This is a genomic window from Citrobacter freundii complex sp. CFNIH2 (assembly GCF_002880615.1).
In the GTDB taxonomy this organism is placed as follows: Bacteria; Pseudomonadota; Gammaproteobacteria; order Enterobacterales; family Enterobacteriaceae; genus Citrobacter_A; species Citrobacter_A amalonaticus_F.
Map to the genome: position 1 here is coordinate 4,486,311 of NZ_CP025757.1, position 14,493 is coordinate 4,500,803.

The 14,493-nt window shown below is 53.0% G+C and carries 11 protein-coding genes; 3 read left to right on the forward strand and 8 right to left on the reverse strand.

Annotated elements, in window-relative coordinates; translation table 11 throughout:
* Nucleotides 1–8: 8 nt before the first annotated feature.
* The gene (gene kdgT, locus WM46_RS21920) at nt 9–1,007 is read right to left on the reverse strand and encodes a 2-keto-3-deoxygluconate transporter (RefSeq protein WP_061075533.1); all 999 of its coding nucleotides are present in this window, start codon (nt 1,005–1,007) and stop codon (nt 9–11) included.
* Nucleotides 1,008–1,707: 700 nt separating this feature from the next.
* On the opposite strand from kdgT, the gene proP reads away from it, so the two are divergent.
* Both proP and pmrR read left to right on the forward strand, forming a co-directional pair.
* Complete coding sequence (proP, locus tag WM46_RS21925) at nt 1,708–3,210, forward strand: glycine betaine/L-proline transporter ProP (RefSeq protein WP_061075532.1); 1,503 nt, start codon at nt 1,708–1,710, stop codon at nt 3,208–3,210.
* Between the two features lie 62 nt (nt 3,211–3,272).
* Nucleotides 3,273–3,362, forward strand: a complete 90-nt coding sequence (gene pmrR, locus WM46_RS21930) for an LpxT activity modulator PmrR (protein ID WP_061075531.1) — start codon at nt 3,273–3,275, stop codon at nt 3,360–3,362.
* Here pmrR and pmrB read toward each other — a convergent pair.
* The 7 genes from pmrB to melR form a co-directional block, all read right to left on the reverse strand.
* Nucleotides 3,359–4,444 carry a two-component system sensor histidine kinase PmrB gene (gene pmrB / locus WM46_RS21935; RefSeq protein WP_061075530.1) on the reverse strand — a complete coding sequence of 362 codons (1,086 nt, stop codon included), beginning with the start codon at nt 4,442–4,444 and terminating at the stop codon, nt 3,359–3,361. The two genes, pmrR and pmrB, sit on opposite strands and share 4 nt — an antisense overlap.
* Nucleotides 4,445–5,119, reverse strand: coding sequence for a two-component system response regulator PmrA (gene pmrA / locus WM46_RS21940; protein WP_102603320.1), 675 nt, complete (start codon nt 5,117–5,119; stop codon nt 4,445–4,447). It lies immediately after the preceding gene.
* Nucleotides 5,116–6,759, reverse strand: coding sequence for a phosphoethanolamine transferase EptA (gene eptA, locus WM46_RS21945; protein ID WP_061075528.1), 1,644 nt, complete (start codon nt 6,757–6,759; stop codon nt 5,116–5,118). Before eptA ends, pmrA begins: the two co-directional genes overlap by 4 nt.
* A gap of 98 nt (nt 6,760–6,857) precedes the next feature.
* A complete protein-coding gene (gene adiC / locus WM46_RS21950; protein WP_044328920.1) occupies nt 6,858–8,195 on the reverse strand; it encodes an arginine/agmatine antiporter in 1,338 nt (445 codons plus the stop codon).
* Nucleotides 8,196–8,323: 128 nt separating this feature from the next.
* Complete coding sequence (locus WM46_RS21955) at nt 8,324–9,085, reverse strand: AraC family transcriptional regulator (RefSeq protein ID WP_061075526.1); 762 nt, start codon at nt 9,083–9,085, stop codon at nt 8,324–8,326.
* 334 nt (nt 9,086–9,419) lie between these two features.
* Complete coding sequence (gene adiA / locus WM46_RS21960) at nt 9,420–11,687, reverse strand: arginine decarboxylase (protein ID WP_102603871.1); 2,268 nt, start codon at nt 11,685–11,687, stop codon at nt 9,420–9,422.
* Between the two features lie 192 nt (nt 11,688–11,879).
* Entirely contained in the window at nt 11,880–12,815 is a 936-nt protein-coding gene (melR, locus tag WM46_RS21965; RefSeq protein ID WP_102603872.1) for a transcriptional regulator MelR, read from the reverse strand.
* 268 nt (nt 12,816–13,083) lie between these two features.
* Here melR and melA point away from each other — a divergent pair, with 268 nt between their 5' ends.
* A complete protein-coding gene (melA, locus tag WM46_RS21970) occupies nt 13,084–14,439 on the forward strand; it encodes an alpha-galactosidase (RefSeq protein ID WP_102603321.1) in 1,356 nt (451 codons plus the stop codon).
* Nucleotides 14,440–14,493 lie beyond the last annotated feature (54 nt).

The following is a 14,493-nucleotide window of genomic DNA, read 5'->3' on the forward strand; positions in this document are numbered from 1 at the left end:
GCTGATGATTAGTGGTTTGCGGATTCCGCTGTCGCTTCTTCCGCCGCTACAGGCGCCGGTAGCCTGGCGAAGCGTTTGGCGTAGAGCGCGGTAATAATCGGCACCAGAATCGCCGTGACCACTACGCTGGCGGCGACCAGCGCCGTCGCGGAGGCGGCGACCGGTTCAAACGCCGGGTTGATTTGCGCGATGATCACCGGGTTGGCAACGGCGGCACCTGCCGCAGAGGACGCCGCGACACCTGCAGTACCATTACCACCACCGATCACACGGTCAGCAATGATCAGCGGAATACCGGTGATGACAATGACTGCCACACCCAGCAGGATGCCCAGCAGACCAGTATCAACAATCACGCCCAGGTTAATGGTGTTACCCAACGCAAAGCCGAAGAATGGAATCAGTACCGGTGTTGCTTTGCTGAAGAACGCACGCAGATCGTGGTCAAGGTTGCCCAGCGTGAAGCCGATCAGGAACGGCAGTACCGCGCCGATAAAGTGATGCGGTTCAAAGGAGCCCAGACCCGCCGCGCCCAGAATCACCATCGTCATCAGCGGACCGGATTCCAGAGACATCAGAACGAACGCGCCGGACTCTTCTTTCGTACCGTACTGGTTCATCAGGCTGGCATACAGACCGCCGTTGGTCATATCCATTGCGGATACAATCGCCAGTACGGAAAGACCGGCAAAGAAACCGGTCTGAATACCGGTATCCGGAATAAACGAGGCGGCAATCATTGCCACTGCCCACGCCACCGCAATTTTAGTAATCACCAGCGTACCGGATTTACGCAGGACCGTACCGGTTGCGCGTAAATCAATTGATGCACCAATACAGAAGAACCACACAGCAAGAATCGGTACCGTGCCGGTAATCATGCCTTTTGTAAAGGAACCAAAATAAGCACCGGTATTCGGCGCCAGGGTATTTACAACCGCACCCAGCAGCAATGGAATCAACATCATCCCACCAGGGATGCGTTCAATGGTGGCTTTAATTCTCATAAATGTCCTCACTTCTTGCCCGTGGAACATACGGGTAAGGTGGCAAAAAATATTAAAATTCAGAAGGTTGTATCTAACAAGAAGGCAGGAAAACCTACATTCTCTTTATGTTCTACGTAGCGATTGCACCGTGTATCGGCGTTTTTCGCTTCCCGGTGGTATTGCAACGACTATTATCTTGCATTCATTGGAATGCTGATTCAATCAAAACGAAACACTGTTTTAGTTATCTTTGTCACATAATCAATGTAAACATTCCAGCGCGATCTGAATATTTAAAATTACCGTAAAGAAGTTGTGAAAAATGAGAGAGTATTACCTGGCAGAATAATAATAACAGCAGTGACTTTTTATTAAGCAAGCACTACAAAATAGAGATCGAAAACGTAAAAAAGAACAACTCTGCGCGTTAAAAAAAGAGACTCAGGATCACCTAATTTACCTCCGTTGACGAAACCTAAACATATATGTGAAGTTGATCACAATTTTAAACACTGGTAGGGTAGATAGCTCATTAACCGCCCAAATCAGGCGTCAACAGGTTCGGTTGTACAGACCTTAACCAGTCCGTGTAAGTAAACCTGCTACGCTTGTTACAGGAGTTGCGTCTGAGCAACCCCGCGCTCGACGGTGACGTTGCGCCCAGTGCGCCAATGCAGTCGATATGCCGCGAGACAGGGCTTAGTCTACGAGGACAGCTATGCTGAAAAGGAAAAAAGTAAAACCGATTACGCTTCGCGACGTCACGATTATCGATGACGGTAAATTGCGAAAGGCGATTACCGCCGCTTCGTTGGGTAACGCGATGGAGTGGTTTGATTTTGGGGTTTATGGCTTTGTTGCCTACGCATTAGGTAAAGTGTTCTTCCCGGGGGCTGACCCCAGCGTGCAGATGATTGCCGCCCTTGCTACTTTCTCTGTTCCCTTTCTGATTCGTCCGCTCGGTGGTTTGTTCTTCGGTATGCTCGGCGATAAATATGGTCGCCAGAAGATTCTTGCCATCACCATAGTGATTATGTCGATCAGTACCTTCTGTATCGGCCTGATACCGTCCTACGCCTCGATAGGCATTTGGGCACCCATCCTGCTGCTGCTGTGTAAGATGGCGCAGGGCTTCTCCGTCGGCGGTGAGTACACCGGCGCGTCTATTTTTGTGGCCGAATATTCCCCGGACCGTAAACGCGGCTTTATGGGAAGCTGGCTGGACTTCGGCTCTATTGCCGGGTTCGTGCTGGGTGCGGGCGTGGTAGTCCTGATCTCGACGGTGGTCGGAGAAGAGAACTTCCTGGAATGGGGCTGGCGTATTCCGTTCTTTATCGCCCTGCCGTTAGGGATTATCGGACTCTATCTGCGTCATGCGCTGGAAGAGACCCCGGCGTTCCAGCAGCACGTCGATAAACTGGAACAGGGCGACCGCGAAGGCTTGCAGGAAGGACCGAAAGTCTCCTTTAAAGAGATTGCCACTAAGCACTGGCGCAGCCTGCTGGCCTGTATTGGCCTGGTGATTGCTACCAACGTCACCTACTACATGCTGTTAACCTATATGCCGAGCTATCTGTCGCATAACCTGCATTACTCTGAAGATCACGGCGTGCTGATTATCATCGCCATTATGATCGGGATGCTGTTTGTCCAGCCGGTGATGGGACTGCTGAGTGACCGTTTTGGTCGTCGTCCGTTTGTGATCATGGGGAGCATTGCGCTGTTTGCGCTGGCAATCCCGGCCTTTATTCTGATTAACAGTAATATCATCGGCCTGATTTTTGCCGGTCTGCTGATGCTGGCGGTGATCCTCAACTGCTTCACCGGGGTTATGGCGTCTTCGCTGCCAGCCATGTTCCCGACGCACATTCGTTACAGTGCGCTGGCGGCGGCATTTAATATTTCGGTACTGATTGCCGGTCTGACGCCAACGCTGGCTGCCTGGCTGGTGGAAAGCTCGCAGAATCTGATGATGCCTGCTTACTACCTGATGGTTATCGCGGTGATTGGTTTCATTACCGGTATCACCATGAAAGAGACCGCGAATCAGCCGCTGAAAGGGGCAACGCCCGCCGCCTCGGATATTCAGGAAGCGAAAGAAATTCTCGGTGAACACTACGATAATATCGAGCAGAAAATTGAGGATATCGATCAGGAAATTGCGGACCTGCAGGCGAAGCGTACGCGCCTGGTGCAGCAGCATCCGCGAATTGACGAGTAAAGCTTAAGGTTTGCTTAATCTCTGACTGGCACACTCTCTTCCATACCCTGGAGGAGAGTGTGATGAAACAGCGTATTTATGAAAGTATAACGACCGTATTCAGCGTACTGATTGTCAGTAGCTTCCTGTACGTTTGGGTCTCAACCTACTAAACCTTTTTCAACAGCACCGAGGCGCGGGTTCCGGTTGTTCCACTGCGATTTTGCAGGAAAAACTGCCCGTGGTGCAGCTGCGTAATGCGGCTGACGATGCTTAACCCCAGGCCGATTCCGCCGTAACGGCTGTCCATACGGACGAAGGCTTTGCTGAGTTCTCCGCATTTGCTCTCATCGATCCCCGGTCCTTCATCTTCTACCGCCATTGTCATTGTTGCGTCGTCATCGACATTCAGCGTAATGGCGATAGTGGTGCCTTCCGGACTGTAGCGATGGGCATTTTCCACCAGATTACGCAGCAGCATCCGCAGCAGCGTCGCGTCGCCCTGAACAATGGCATCGTCCTGGCTGTCAGGCAGCAGTAGCGTCTGTTCGCGCTGTTCCAGCATCGTGCTCAGCTCGTCGTAAGACGGCAGGATCACATCTTCCAGCAATCTGACATGCTGATAATTTCCCGATGAAAAAGACTGGCCCACGCGGGCGAGTTGTAACAGCTGCGAGACGCTGTCCATCATTTGATCAAGACGACCCAGCAGCGGCGCGACATCCACGTTATGCGCTTTTGACAGCAGTTCCAGATGTAAACGGACGCCCGATAGCGGCGTTCGCAGTTCGTGCGCCACGTCGGCGGTAAACAGACGCTCGTTCTCGATGGTCGTGGTCAGTCGATTGACCAACTGGTTGAGCGCCGAAACGACCGCTTCGATTTCGACCGTTGAGCTGTGAATTTCGATAGGGGAGAGATTATCCGCCGTGCGGGTTTCTAACTCTTGTTGCAGATTGGCGAGCGGACGGGTAATACGACGAACGGCCTGATAGCAGATGAACAGGGTTAACCCCACCATAAACACGCTGGGGACGATCAGGCTGGCGACCGCCTCGCGGATTTCATGCATGATGTGGCGATCGTTATTGCGGTTATCCCGCAGCGCCTGTTCAAACAACTGGATCTGCTCAGTGCTTTCATGCCAGAGCCAGAAGGTGCTGATAAGCTGGAAAACCAGCAAAATCATGCCGATGGTGATCATCAGCCGCCGACGCAGGGTCATGGGCTGGCGCAGAAAACGCTTCAGATTCAATTAGTTTTCCTCAGTCGCGGTCGCCACCAGCATGTAGCCAAAGCCGCGCACGGTACGAATACGGGATTTGCCCACTTTATCGCGCAGGTTATGGATATGCACTTCCAGAGTATTGGTGGACGGTTCGTTATCCCAGTTATAGATGTCGTTATAGAGGATTTCCCGGTGTACCGGGCTTCCCGATTTCAACATCAGACGCGACAGCAGCGCGTACTCTTTAGGGGTGAGAATTAACTCCTCTCCCGCTTTCCACACCTGGCGGCGGCCCATGTTCAGCGTCAGGTCACCGACCACCAGTTCACTCTCGCCCTGGTTATTGTGACGACGTAGCAGCGCGCGGATTCGGGCGTGCAACTCTTCCAGCGCAAAAGGTTTCACCAGATAATCATCGGCCCCGACGTCCAGCCCGGAAATCTTATCGCCGAGCGTGTCCCGCGCGGTGAGGATCAGTACCGGCAGGGTATATTTTTTCTGTCGGATGCGGGTAAGAAAATGCAGGCCATCTTCGTCAGGCAGGCCGAGGTCCAGCACCACCAGGCTGTAATGACCGGTTTCCAGGCATTGCTCAGCCGCACGGGCGGTCGATACGCCATCGCAGGCGTACCCTTCGGTTTGCGCCGCCAGAATCAAGCCCTGCAAAAGCAGCGTATCGTCTTCAACAATCAGTATTTTCATTGCGTGGTTCTCCTGCAGGGCTGCAGAATATCATCTGCGGCCTGATATTGCGTGGTCTGTACGCCGGTCAGTCCCAGCATGGTCGAGAAAAGATTGTCCTGTGAGTAATCCTGAGTACGCGCCTGTTTTTGCAGGCAACTGGCATCAACCTGATAGCGCTGCTGATAATCCTCTGACAGCCACAGCAGCATCGGCACATGCTTCTGGGAGTCTGGCGCAATGGCATACGGCAGGCCGTGCAGATAAACGCCGTTTTCACCCAGCGACTCGCCGTGGTCAGAAAGATAAACCAGGCTGGTGGTGAATTTGTCCTGATGCGCTTTCAGAAGATTAATTGTTTTATCAACAATATAGTCGACATACAGCACGGTATTATCGTACGTGTTCACTAATTGTTCCTGTGAACAGGTCTGGATTTCATTGGTATCGCAGGTTGGGGTAAATTTCCTGAACTGCGGCGGATAACGGTTGTAATAGGTCGGGCCGTGGCTGCCAATGGTATGCAGCACGATCACCCCGTCACCTTGCAGGTTGTTGATGTACTCTTCCAGACCGTGGAACAGAACCTCGTCATAGCATTCGCCGTCGATGCATTCCCCTTTCAGGTTTAACGCTGTCATATTCTGATGTGGCACGCGGTCACAGGCGCCTTTACAGCCGCCGTCGTTGTCATTCCACAGCACGTTAACGCCCGCGCGCTGGATAATATCGAGCATCCCTTCCTGATGCTGCGCCAGCTCTTCGTCGTAATGCTTACGCGGCATGTTAGAGAACATGCACGGTACAGAGACCGCCGTGGCGGTGCCGCACGACGTGGCGCGCGGGAAGTAGACCACATTATCTTTGGCCAACAGCGGGTTGGTTTCGCGGGAGTAACCGCCGAGCGAGAAGTTTTCGCCACGCGAGGTTTCACCGACGATCAGGATGGTCAGATTTTTGCGCTTCTCTTGCTGCATCAACGGATTACGATGTGCGTCTTCACCGATGCGTACCAGCGGCAGGTGCGCGAGGCGCTGATGGGAATACCATGACCAGCTGGCGACAATGCCGTTAGACGGGCTGAGGGCTTTGACCAGTTCTTTATTGTTGCGAAACAGCGAGGCGTAATCTTTATAGAAAAAGGCCGCCACCAGCACGATCAATAACACGGATACCAGTACGTTGGCCGCGCGATACAGCACGCTGCGCAGGACTGGCGTGGTCGGTTTGATTTTGATCCAGCAGGCGACGATGGCCGCCACAATGCCGCTAAGACCGAGCGTGAGCACCATTCGTGGCGTCATCAGGGCGAACGTTTCGGCAGGTGTCGTATCCACCATATTGGCAATCATCGAGCGGTCGATGATGATGCCGTAGGTCATGATGAAGTACTGCGCCGACGCGGCCATCAGAATAAACAGGCAGGCCAGCAGGCGGTTCAGCCACAGGAAAGAGGCCAGCGTCAGGACAATATTAATGACGCTGAACGCCACCACTGGCATCGACAAGAAGACCAGGATGTTACGCAGGGAATCCAGCGGCAGGTCCTGCACAACCTGCTTGTAGAACGCGATGTTCAGACAAACCGACAAATAGAATGAAACCAGTAGTAACCAGGCCAACAGGCTGAGAAGAGGTCTTTTGACAATGCGCTTTAACATGGTGGAGCTTCCGTAGACTAAGTCGCGCAGATCCTCGCAAAGTAAAATTAAGCCAACCTTAAGAACTTAAGGTTGGCTTCATAGTGTAAAAGAGGGGATTAGTTGCGGTTAACCGGCGCATCCAGCGGGAAGGGGTTTTTGTGGATCCGGTTGTAGTTCAGGGCGTACAGCGCGGTGATGATCATCAGGGTCACGAATGACCACATCACCTCTTTCGCGCCGGAACCCACCACTGCCCAGATGCAGTAGATAAAGGCGACAAAGGTCACCAGCAGATAGAGCGGACGCGCTTTGCCGAAGTGTCCGTGGCCGAGCAACAGCAGCGCGGCACAGGTGTACAGATACGGCACCAGCGTAAAGATGACGGACACTGAAGAGACGAGACCAAACTCTTTCGCGGCGTTTGGCGACATACTGCTGAACTGGAAGATGGTCATCAGAATACCGACGATAATCAGCCCGGCAACCGGCGTACCAGCCTTATTTACACGGGCAAAAATAGGTGGGAACAGACCGTCATCGGCGGCGGCTTTCGCGGTCTGTCCGGCCAGCAGCGTCCAGCCGCCCAGCGAACCTAAGCAACCTGCGGCCGCGCAGAAGGAGACAATCGCGCCGGCGGTGTTACCCAGCGCCATGCGTGCCGCGTCACCGAACGGTGAAGCGGAGACGCGCAGCGCGGCGTTGGGGATCATCCCCATGATGGCGGTTGTGGAGAGCACATAGCATACGGCCGCGATCAGCACCCCGCCAATGGTGGCAATCGGCACGTTGCGTTTCGGGTTTTTGACCACGCCTGCCGCTACCGAGGCGCTTTCGACCCCGATGAATGACCACAAGGTGACGTTAAGGGTGCTCTGAATCGCGCCGAAGGTGTTCATGCCGCTCACGTTCCAGGCCGCCATATAGGTTTCGCCACGGAACCAGAACCAGCCAAACACCGCGATACCGACGATGGGGACCAGCGCCAGCACGGTGGCGACGGCCTGAACGCGGGTGATCATTTTCGGACCAACAATATTGAGCAGAACAAAAATCCACAGCACCACGACGCAGGTCAGCGTCAGCACCAGCGGATCTTTCAGAATCGGGAAGAAGTAGCTCAGGTAACCTACGCCGATAACAACCATCGCGATGTTACCGATCCAGCAGGCCAGCCAGTACAACACGTTGGTCTGGTAACCGAGGAATGGCCCAAAGCAACGACGAGCATACGCGTAAGAACCGCCGGGACTGGGATCTAAGGACGACATTTTTGCGTAGACCATCGACAGCGCCAGTGCGCCGATAATCGTGACTAACCATCCGTAGATTGCAATCCCGCCGGTGGCGGCCAGGTTCGCAGGGAGCAGGAAAACCCCTGAGCCCATGATATTCCCCGACACCATTAAGGTGACGGGGATTAAGCCCACTTTGTGAGCATCAGCATCCGAGGACATAAATACACTCCTGAAAGGAACAATAAATGATGTCTCATAATACGCCTTCAGGTGTCGGTTGAATTATGTGCGACGTGGGTTATCGCTAATGCTGATATTATCGTAGCTCATTGCAAAATGTTCAAAAATCACGCGACTGCGCGATCTTTAAACTGGCTGACATAATGCAGCGGAGTCATGCCATAATACTCTTTGAAAACAGAGATAAAGTAAGATGTACTGTTATAACCACACAGTTCGGAAACCTGGGATATATTCTTGCCATCCATCAGGAGTTGATTAACGGCATAGCGCATGCGGCAAGTGGTGATGATTTGACTGTAGCTGGTATTTTCGCTTTTGAGTTTCTTCTTTAGCAAACTCGGGCTCAGGCAGAGACAACGGGCGACCTGGTTAAGATTCCAGGCTTTATGAATGTCACTCTCAATAATATGGTAAACGCTGTCGCTGACGCGACTTCGCAGCATATACATGAGCAGGGGCATGAACTTCTTGCTGTCGAGAAAGCGTGATAGCACGGTGAACAGCAGGGAGCGCGTGCGTTCCTCTTCACCAGGACTGTCGGTATGGGCAATGCTGTGCTGCGCTGCGACCCGAAAGACATCGGGAGTCAGGCAATCGGCGGTTAATACCGGGGAGGCGTTCCGTTGCCAGAGCGGAATAGCCGTGAGATCTTTATTTAAGAAACGCAGATATTCTTTAATGATATCGCGGCTAATATATGCAACCAGTGCGTTATTAATTGATGAGATATCGATGATGTTATTTTCACAGGCGATAAGCGCCATATGATTCGCTTTTAAATTGATAGCCTCTTTACCATTTACACGTAGCCAGACGTCTTTTTCAGTTAACACTATAATGCAAGGATTATTGCTGAAAATTCTCATACCCCAACTCCTGAAATATGAACATAAAATATCCGTTCTCGCCAAAGGGGAGAGATAAAGCAGATATTTTGATTTGTATGATGAATTAAGTCCGTAATAAAATAATGGTTTTTGTCGGAATTACAATAGGCGTCAGATAATAGCTATGTACAGAAACTTTTACAGGGTGGAAACCCTGTATTGTAGATAAAAAAAAGCGCGGGGGGACCCGCGCAAAAAGGTATGACAATGTTGATTTTTTTCAGCAATACTCAGGAAACGCTCGTCATAACCCTACGGCCTAAACCAGGCTGCGTCAGGGTGGCCATGTCATGACGCAGTCGTCGGAATAGATTTACGCTTTCACGCACATCACGTGATAGACGCCATCAATGATTTCAGTGCCTTCGGTTTCATGTTCGAAACCCGGGAAGTGGTGATCCCAGGACTGCAGGGCGCGGAGATAGCCCACCTGCGGACTGTTTTCGTCACCGAAGTTCTCGCCGGAAAGCAGCATCGGGATTCCCGGTGGATAAGGGATCACTGAGTTTGCTGCAATGCGTCCCGGCAGTTTCTCAATGGCCACCATTTCGATGTTGTCGTTAACGATAGCGTTATAGGCTTCACGCGGCGTCATTGCGGCAACCGGCAGGCCGGAATAGGCGGCGTTGAGCTTCGCGCCCGGATTGTTTTCCCGCAGCCAGGCGAACATCCGATCGCCCAGGTCGTGAATGCCCATATTGGCGTAGGTTTCAGGATGTTCTTCGACCAGTTCCGGCATAACCTGTGCCAGTGGGGTGTTGGCATCGTAGTGATGTTTAAATGAGCACAGGGTGTTGATCAGCGTTCCCCATTTCCCACGCGTGATGCCCATCGAGAACAGGAACATGATCTGAAAATCGGTGGTTCGGGTTGGCACGATTCCGTGACGCCCAAGCCAGGCGGTGACCAGCGCGGCAGGCACCCCCGTCTCTTCCAGTTCGCCGTCGTCACCCATCCCCGGCGCGAGAATGCTGACCTTGATCGGGTCAAGCATGCTCCAGTTATCGGGTAAGTCTTTAAAGCCGTGCCAGGATTCGCCAGGACGCATCACCCAGCAGTTCTGGTCTGTTGCCAGCAGTTTCGTCGGCGCATCAGCAAAATCGAATGTTTTCCCGGTCTGCGGATCGGTGACCACGTCTTTGTTCCACGGCTTGAAGAACCAGTCGCCGTCGGCGCTGAACTCTTTATACAGACGCGCCATGGCCTGACGGAAGTCGATGGCTTCGTCGATCACTTCCTGAGTCAGCGACAGGCCGCTGTTGCCGTCCATCATGGACACCGCCACATCGTTAGATGCGCAGATGGCATACAACGGCGAGGTGGTGGCATGCATCATGTACGCCTGATTGAAGCGGGAAAAATTCACCGCGCCGCGGCCTTCACGCACGTGGATGTAAGACGCCTGAGAGAGGGCGTTCAGCAGTTTGTGCGTAGAATGGGTGGCGAAAACGGTAGGACCGCTGTGATCACCCGGTTCACCGCGCATCGCATAGTGGTCGGCGTAAATCGGATTAAAGCGGGCGTAGCCGTACCAGGCTTCGTCGAAGTGGATGCGGTCGGTGGTCTGCGCCAGTAACGTCTGTGCGGATTTCGCGTTGTAGCAGACACCGTCGTAGGTACAGTTGGTCACCACGCTATAAGACGGCTTTTGCCCCACCTTGCCTTTGGTCAGCGGGCTTTCGCTGATCTTTTTCTGTAAGGTTTCCGGCTGCATTTCCTGCGGATAGATAGGGCCGATGATGCCGTAGCGGTTACGGCTGGGCACCATATACACCGGTTTCGCACCGGTCAGGATCAACCCCTGTTCAATCGATTTATGGCAGTTACGGTCCAGCACCACCACATCGTTATCGGTCATGCAGGCCTGCATAATGGTGCGGTTAGATCCGGACGTCCCGACCACAACGGACCAGGAACGGTCTGCGCCAAAGACCCGTGCGGCATATTTTTCGCTTTCGCCGAAAGCACCGGTGTGATCGAGCAGAGAGCCCAGCGACGCCCGTTCAATCCCCATATCGCTGCGAAACAGGTTCTCGCCGTAATAGTCATGATAGAAGCGACCGGCAGGCGTTTTGGTAAAGCCAACGCCGCCCTGGTGGCCCGGTGCGGCCCAGGAGTATTCGTGGATATCGCTATATTTCATCAGCGCATTGAACAGCGGCGGCAGCAGTTGCTGACGATAACGGGTCATCGCGGCGACCGCGCGCCCGGCGATAAAGTCAGCGGTATCTTCGAGGATCCAGGCGAACTCATCGACAAGCTCCAGCATATCGCGGTCCAGCGAGGCGGTGGCTTTCTCTCTGTCACCTAACAGAAAGACGGGCACATTTTGCTGGCGTTCATGAAGCTTACCGATCAGTTCTCTGACATTCTGATGTTCATCAGGCTGTTCCATTTGATAACTGAACATCAGGCAATCAATGGCTTCGTTTGCTGACAGGATGGCGTAGCCGTCGTCGAAAGACGTGGACTTAATGACGGTAATATTTTGCCGACTTAAGGCGTCTGCCAGACGTTCCACGGCCTTGCCAACCCAGGTGTCCTGATGCAGAAATTCACTTTCAACAATTAATACTTTCATCATCTTTTACCCGGTTGTGGAGGAATCTGTGATGCGGGCAAGTATTATCCTGACTAAAAAAGGTGTAAAGAGGGCGCGAAACGATGGGGATTCATGAATAGTTTTTTATAAACAACGAATTAAAATGATTTATCAGGCGTTTTGGGCGGCGGTTTATCGACAGCTGAACTATTTTTTGAGCTGATAGTGATATTACGCATTCCCTGCCATTTGCCGACGCTGCTGGCTCAACTTACGGTATTGTTGCGGCGACATGCCGACATATTTACTGAAGGTGCTGTAAAAACGGCTACTGGAGCGGAAGCCTGCCGTCAGCGCCACGTCGAGGATGGTTTTATCGGTATCGCTGAGCAGGGCGCGAACGTGATTAATACGCATGGCGGTGATGTATTGCTTCAGGGTCAGTTGCATCACGCGTTGAAATATCCCCATCGCATAGTTGGCATTGAGTTTCACATGGTCCGCAACGTCATTGATGGTGAGGGCCTGATCGTAATGATCTGCAATGAATCCCAACATCTGGCTGACGTAAAACTGCGCGTGGCGCGAAACGCTATTCTTGTGCGTGCGTGAGGTTTTGTTGAGCAAAATCGGCTGCCAGCCGGAAAGGCTAAAGCGCTTAAGCATCAGGCCGATTTCATCGATCGCCAGTTGACGAATTTGTTCGTTCGGGCTGTTTGTCTCCTGCTGCCAGCGCAGAACTTCAAAGGTGCTGAGCTGTTGGGTGGCCAGGGATTTTATCACCATGCCGTGCGTGACATGGTTGATAAGCTCCCGATCCAGCGGCCAGGAGAGAAACAGGTGCATCGGCAAACTGAAAATCGCCATCTGCCGACAGTTGCCAGGACGGGTAAGTTGATGTGGCGTACAGGCCCAGAACATCGTGATATGCCCTTGTTTTATCTGCACAACTTCGTTGTTAATCAGGTACTCCACGTCGCCGTCAAAGGGAACATTCACCTCGACCTGACCATGCCAGTGACTGGCGGCCATCGCATGCGGCGGGCGTAGCTCAATATCCATCCGTTGATATTCGGAATAGAGCGACAGCGGACTACGCGTCTGCTTTTCATCACCGTTGCACATATGTGGATCGGGTGGGAGAAAGGGAATTGGTTGCGTGCTCATCATCACTCCGTTTCCTGAATTGTCAGAATCATGCCAGCTTTACGGGATCAGAACCGGGAATTCGGGCACAAAATCGACGGTTATGATGGATAGTAGACCTATTAACCGCCCGGATACTCTGCTTTTCAGGCCATTTTGTCCCAAAAGCTCAGATCGCCGTGCTGCCAGCAGAGGATCTGAGCTTTCGGGAATGCTCACCGGGGAAGACGGAGGTTTTCACTCAGATCGCGTGCCACCATGAAGCTGTCCACTACTGTTCTGGAGAGTCATGATGACAGCCCCCAAAATTACTTTTATCGGCGCCGGTTCAACGATTTTCGTGAAAAATATTCTCGGCGATGTCTTTCACCGCGAGGCGCTGAAGTCGGCGCATGTTGCCCTGATGGATATTGATGAGACGCGCCTTGAAGAGTCGCACGTCGTTGTGCGTAAGCTCATGGATTCTGCCGGTGCGTCCGGCCACATTACCTGTCATACAGACCAAAAAGCGGCGCTGCAGGATGCCGATTTTGTGGTTGTCGCCTTTCAGATTGGCGGCTATGAGCCCTGCACGGTGACCGATTTTGAGGTCTGCAAACGTCATGGCCTGGAGCAAACGATCGCCGATACGCTTGGCCCCGGCGGCATTATGCGCGCGCTGCGTACCATCCCTCACCTGTGGCAGATCTGTGAAGACATGACGCAGGTCTGCCCGGATGCCACTCTGCTGAATTACGTCAACCCGATGGCCATGAACACCTGGGCGATGTATGCCCGTTATCCACACATTAAACAGGTGGGGCTTTGCCACTCTGTGCAGGGAACGGCGGAAGAGCTGGCGCGCGATCTGAACATTGATCCTGCGTCTTTGCGTTATCGCTGTGCCGGGATTAACCATATGGCGTTTTATCTGGAGCTGGAACGTAAAGCTGCCGACGGCACGTATGTGAATCTCTACCCGGAACTGCTGGCAGCCTACGACGCCGGACAGGCGCCGAAACCCAACATTCACGGTAATGATCGCTGTCAGAATATTGTGCGTTACGAGATGTTCAAAAAGCTGGGCTATTTCGTTACCGAGTCATCGGAACACTTTGCCGAATACACGCCGTGGTTTATTAAACCAGGCCGCAATGACCTGATTGAGCGTTATAAGGTGCCGCTGGATGAGTACCCGAAACGCTGTGTTGAGCAACTGGCAAACTGGCATAAAGAGCTGGAGGAGTACAAAACGGCGGAGCGAATCGATATTCAACCGTCACGGGAATATGCCAGCACCATTATGAACGCTATCTGGACGGGTGAGCCGAGCGTGATTTATGGCAATGTGCGTAACGACGCGCTGATCGACAACCTGCCACAGGGCAGCTGCGTGGAAGTGGCCTGTCTGGTGGATGCAAACGGTATTCAGCCCACCAAAGTGGGGGCGATTCCGTCACATCTGGCGGCGATGATGCAGACCAACATCAACGTACAGACGTTATTGACCGAAGCCATTCTGACGGAAAATCGCGATCGCGTTTACCACGCGGCCATGATGGACCCGCATACGGCCGCGGTATTGGGCATTGAGGAAATTTATGCGCTGGTGGATGACCTGATCGCCGCCCACGGCGATTGGCTACCGGCCTGGCTACACCGTTAATCGTCCATTTCGCCGGGTAGCAAACCCGGCGTTACCCCTTTCTAATAACAGAAG

What these genes read in the sequence shown, in the direction of transcription:
- kdgT (WP_061075533.1), bottom strand. Translation starts at nt 1,007, where the DNA reads ATGAGAATTAAAGCCACCATTGAACGCATCCCTGGTGGGATGATGTTG.
- proP (WP_061075532.1), top strand. Translation starts at nt 1,708, where the DNA reads ATGCTGAAAAGGAAAAAAGTAAAACCGATTACGCTTCGCGACGTCACG.
- pmrR (WP_061075531.1), top strand. Translation starts at nt 3,273, where the DNA reads ATGAAACAGCGTATTTATGAAAGTATAACGACCGTATTCAGCGTACTG.
- pmrA (WP_102603320.1), bottom strand. Translation starts at nt 5,119, where the DNA reads ATGAAAATACTGATTGTTGAAGACGATACGCTGCTTTTGCAGGGCTTG.
- eptA (WP_061075528.1), bottom strand. Translation starts at nt 6,759, where the DNA reads ATGTTAAAGCGCATTGTCAAAAGACCTCTTCTCAGCCTGTTGGCCTGG.
- adiC (WP_044328920.1), bottom strand. Translation starts at nt 8,195, where the DNA reads ATGTCCTCGGATGCTGATGCTCACAAAGTGGGCTTAATCCCCGTCACC.
- WM46_RS21955 (WP_061075526.1), bottom strand. Translation starts at nt 9,085, where the DNA reads ATGAGAATTTTCAGCAATAATCCTTGCATTATAGTGTTAACTGAAAAA.
- adiA (WP_102603871.1), bottom strand. Translation starts at nt 11,687, where the DNA reads ATGAAAGTATTAATTGTTGAAAGTGAATTTCTGCATCAGGACACCTGG.
- melR (WP_102603872.1), bottom strand. Translation starts at nt 12,815, where the DNA reads ATGAGCACGCAACCAATTCCCTTTCTCCCACCCGATCCACATATGTGC.
- melA (WP_102603321.1), top strand. Translation starts at nt 13,084, where the DNA reads ATGATGACAGCCCCCAAAATTACTTTTATCGGCGCCGGTTCAACGATT.